This window comes from Bradyrhizobium sp. (assembly GCF_019242285.1).
In the GTDB taxonomy this organism is placed as follows: domain Bacteria; phylum Pseudomonadota; class Alphaproteobacteria; order Rhizobiales; family Xanthobacteraceae; genus Bradyrhizobium.
Genome location: NZ_JAFAVV010000914.1, coordinates 1 through 4,241, shown reverse-complemented (window position 1 = coordinate 4,241; position 4,241 = coordinate 1). Strand labels below are relative to the sequence as shown.

The window sequence follows — 4,241 nt, the reverse complement described above, 5'->3', positions numbered from 1 at the left end:
AGGAAGATAAATTGGGCTCTGCCCCCCTAAGATGCACCAGCGGAACCCGTCGATCACCCCGACCATCGGATTAAGTGAATATAGCAGACGCCATTTCTGCGGCACAACGCCCGAGGAGAAGCCGACAGGCGAGATGTAGAGGCCGAGCTGCACGAGGAAAGGAATAACGTAGCGGAAGTCCCGGTACTTCACATTGAGAGCGGTGATCCAAAGTGCCGGCCCGATGCTTGCGAGAAAGGCAAAAAGGACGAAGATTGGTAGAAGCAGAATTCGCCAATCCGGCACGAACCGGTACCAAGCCATCAGCATTACCATGATGCCAAAGCTGATGAGAAAATCGACGAAGGCGACAACGACGGTTGCGGTCGGCACGATAAGCCGCGGGAAATACACCTTGCTGATCAGGTTGGCATTGTTGATCAGGCTGTTCGAGGCTTCACTCAATCCGGCAGAGAAAAAACTCCACGGAAGGAGGCCGGCGAAAACCATTAGCGCATATGGCGCTGCCCCCTCAGATGGCAATTTCGCGATCCGGCCGAAGATGATGGTAAAAACCAGCATAGTAAGAAAAGGTCGGATCAGCGCCCAAGCTAGGCCAATCACCGTCTGCTTATAGCGCACCGCGAGGTCGCGCCAGGCGAGCACCCGAAACAATTCGCGGTAGCGCCAGAGATCCCGCCAATAGTTACGTTCGTGACGGCCTGGTTCTATGATAATCAGCTCGTCCATCTATTTCTCGAAGCTCGAATGATTCTCCCTGACCAATTAGGTTCAGCGTTACCGTTTGGGAGCTGCTTTTTAGTTCGGGGGCCAGTCTCAGCTAATGGGGCTTTTCTCCAGGGGGAATCGACAAGACGTCGCCCTCTCCAGATTTCGGAGATGCCATAAAGCCGATTCTGGGCACCGCAATCGCGGCGCTGAGCTAGGTCAATCCGTGTACCCATATCGGGCGAAATGTCGATTGTAATAATAGCTTTCACGCGAGCTTTCGTAACGTGCAAAGACTTTCATATTGACCTTGTTGAGAACAACCCCGAGCAGGTTCTCGTAGACCCCTGGCGCTCCGCTCAAGACGTGCTCGGCGATCTCGATGTTCGTTCGGCCCCATTCAACCACGAACACGAAGGAATCGACGAGATGCGTCATCGCACGCACGTCTACCACGGGCGCCAAGGGCGATAGATCGACGATAATGTAGTCATAGGCGGCGCGCAGCTTTTCAAACAGCTTCTGCGTCTGATCAGAACTCAGAATGTTGCTGCTGTCGGCAAGCCGGCCGCGCACCACGGTCGGCACGAAGGCAAGGTTTGTCGCGGGGTCTTTCCACAGGACCTCGGAGAGCGGGAGCTTGCCCCAGATCACTTCAAGGAAGCCTTTGGTTGCCCGAGGGGCAAGTTTGCGGGTCAGCGAGGGATTGCGGAGGTCGCAATCGACAAGCACCGCTTTACCGCCGCCGAGTGCCACATGCTGCGCCAGGGCCATGGCTATGGTCGACTTCCCTTCGTTTGGCAGCGACGACGTGATCGCGACAACGTTGTTTAGCTTTGTGCCCCGGTTCAGATCTGCGGCCACCTTGATGCTTCGGATCGATTCGGCGAAGCGCGAGAAGGGGGAATCTGCCATGATCCAGAACAGATCCTGCTTGCGCGCGATGACACGGGGGACGGCCGCGGTCTCAGCTCGCTTCGGCCGCTCGCGCGAGACCGATTTGATCTCGCCCTTGATGAGAGGCAGCAGGGCGATGCACTCCGCATGCAGCCGCTCATGGATTTGAGCAGTAGTGCGGAACACGCGGTCGGCGATCTCCCGCAGCAACCCTATTCCAAGCCCGAAGGTCAGCCCGACCAATGCGGCGAGGATGAGAATCTGTGTAGATTTGGGACCGCTTTTTCCAAGTGGAGGCGTGGCCTGTGTAATCAGACGGGCTTCGGTGATCGGGAATGATTGCTGCTGGACCGACTCCATGTATTTCTGGAGAAAATTATCGTAGAGCGACCGATACGACTGAGAGCTACTGTCCAGATTGTGCAAGGTGACTTGCGCCTCGTTCATCGTCTGCGATTTAGCGACGATGTCATCCAGGGATTTTTGCACCGAGTCCTGTCGCGCCTTGGCAATCTCGAATTCGCTCTTATAGGTCTCCGCGATGCGACGCAGCTCGTCCAAAATCGATAGGCGAATCTCGTGTCGCTGATTGCGCAAGTTGACCACCGCCAGATGATTCCGGCCATAGCGCGCGGTCCAATCCGCTTCTTTCGCGCCGAGTTCCAGGTATTGCTGACGCAGCCTGGTGATCACTTCGTTGTGCAATGTATCCGTCACCGTGGCTGCCGCACTACTCGCAGGATCGGGATCATCGCTCGCCAGGATTTGTTGGACCCGCTGTAGCCGCGCTTGTGCCTCGGCGGTTTGGGCGCGCGCCTGAACCAGCGCGGTATTGAGCTCTCCTATCTGCTGCTCGTTGAGCAGGCGTCCGTTGTTGTCAACGTTAACAATGTTGTGTTTGGTCTTGAAATCGACGACGGCCCGATCCGCGGTCTGGGATTGCTCGCGCAGTTCTTTCAAGCGGTCCTGCAGCCAGCCCGCGGCCCGGCGGGTGGTCTCGTATTTGGCCTCCAGCACGTCGTCGAAATAGGCATCAGCCACCGCATTGGCGACCTGTGCGGCGCGATCGGGATTGAGCGACTGGTAATCGATTGAGATCGCATAAGTAAAGCCGATACGCTTGACCGCCAAATGGCCCAGGACAGTGCCCATCGCGGTTCTCGAATGCCAAGAGTCGTCCGAGACAGCAGAGGCAGTGACCCCGTCTGACCCTCTGAATGGATTCAGATTCTTCAGGAAGCCCAATATGCCCCCAATAACTCCACTAGAGGGATAAATGAATTCCGGGTCCTGATCGAGATGCAAACGCTTGACGACCGAAAGCGCGATGTTTTCCGAATTCAAGATCTCAATTTGGGTGTCGACCGTGGGAGAGTCGATCGGAAGGTCGCCGAGGGGCTGCTGTTGCTGGAAGAACTGGGTCTTGTGACTGTCCATTATCAGCACGGCGTGACCAGCAAAGGTCGGCGGTGTCAGCTTGATATAAACGACCGCCAGAATGACAAAGCATCCGAGCGCAAACGCGATGATAGATAATCGCCGTCGCAGGAAACCAAGGATCGACGCGTACAGCTGCGCAAGCGATTCCGCTTCAGAGGTCGAAGCGGGCGCATCCGGCCGCGGCTGAGGCTTATGGATTTGGAGCATCTTGGTCCTTGCTGACAAAGCCATAAAACATCCGATCGTGGCCACACCACGACGGCGACCTTTCAGGACGGATCCTCTGTACGCTCCTGCTCTAACGTAACATAGCAAATTACGCGTCGCAACGTAAGACCGAGGCTCAATGCCCCGCGACCTCGGACTCATTAACCCCTGGAGCGTTAATAAATCGGGCGAGATTCGAATGAAAATCTAGCGGTTATTTGAGGCGTGTATGCGATATCGTTCGCACCAACTGCACCTGTTCCGCAGTGGCACTCGACGTGTCGGCCGCATTGATTGCGACCTGCAACAGGTTGAAGAATTTTGTGATCTCGACGGAAGGTGCGTTGGCGGCAAAGATGATATCCTTGTTTCGCATCTGCATCTTAGTTGCCAGGAAATAACCGGCCGGATCACGCAGGCTCACATTGTAGACGACCGGAACCATCGGGCCCGGAAAGTTGCTAACATCCACTCCTAGCCTTTCAGCAAGTTCGCGGGGCTCGCGCCGGTAAAGATAGACGGACGCCGGATCGGCCTGAATGTCGAGCAGGCCGCCAGCTTTCGCAACCGCCTCAGCCAGCGTGATGCGCCACATATCGAATGGGAATTGGCCTTGTTGGCCAGAAGCGCCGAAGGCGAGGAAGGTTTGCGGTTCACGATAAACGTATACTGTGTCGCCTGGCCAAACCCAGATGTTGTTCTCGGGTTCGTAGACCAGGGCTCCGAAGGGAACGGACGCCCGTTTGCCTTTTCGCTCGAGCACGACCCAGGACTCGTAGCCCTGATCTTTAATGCCGCCACCGCGGGTGATGGCATCAAGGAGATGCTCGCCTGCCGGTTGCGCAGGGAACCGAGCTGGTAAATTGACTTCTCCCAGGACACTGATCAGCGAAGTATTTTGGGTCGCGAGCGCCACCACGGCTTGCGGGTCGATGGCCCGGTTCTTGATAACGTCGACGATTGCCCGTTGAACCTCGGCGGGTGTGCGG

At 56.5% G+C, this 4,241-nt stretch carries 3 protein-coding genes; all 3 read right to left on the bottom strand.

Annotated features, from left to right (window positions below):
• Positions 1-729 (bottom strand): ABC transporter permease (locus JOY90_RS37590; RefSeq protein WP_291696142.1); only part of this gene is annotated, 729 nt, incomplete at its 3' end.
• Positions 730-927: 198 nt separating this feature from the next.
• Entirely contained in the window at positions 928-3,252 is a 2,325-nt protein-coding gene (locus JOY90_RS37585) for an AAA family ATPase (protein ID WP_291696141.1), read from the bottom strand.
• Positions 3,253-3,466: 214 nt separating this feature from the next.
• Positions 3,467-4,241 (bottom strand): polysaccharide biosynthesis/export family protein (locus JOY90_RS37580; RefSeq protein ID WP_291696140.1); only part of this gene is annotated, 775 nt, incomplete at its 5' end.